The sequence below is a fragment of the Aquimarina sp. 433 genome, assembly GCF_054054605.1.
Genome location: NZ_JBSWZK010000054.1, coordinates 1 through 277, shown reverse-complemented (window position 1 = coordinate 277; position 277 = coordinate 1). Strand labels below are relative to the sequence as shown.

Below are 277 nucleotides of genomic sequence, written 5' to 3'. Positions count from 1 at the left end.
ACGATGCCAAGCAATGTTGCCATATAGGCGATCAGGATCGTTTCCAGGAGCAGCCAGAACCAGACCTTCCAGCGCCAGAACCAACCGGCAAGATCCGCCCCGAGTGTCTCGCGGTGAAGCTCCGGCAAGGTCTTGTAGAGATATTCTCCAAGCCGCGGCAAACCTGCCCAGATCTTCCACATGGACACACGGTCGCCATCGGGCAGGGTGACGTCGGTCATGTCGAAGAAACCGCCTAACCACGCTGTTGCGAAGAAGCAGAGTGCGAAGACCGTGG

At 58.1% G+C, this 277-nt stretch carries 1 protein-coding gene; it reads right to left on the bottom strand.

Annotation, left to right across the window (positions count from 1 at the left end; genetic code table 11):
- Positions 1–277: hypothetical protein (locus ACWNT5_RS24320; RefSeq protein ID WP_456518871.1), on the bottom strand; the 277-nt coding region annotated here is incomplete at both ends.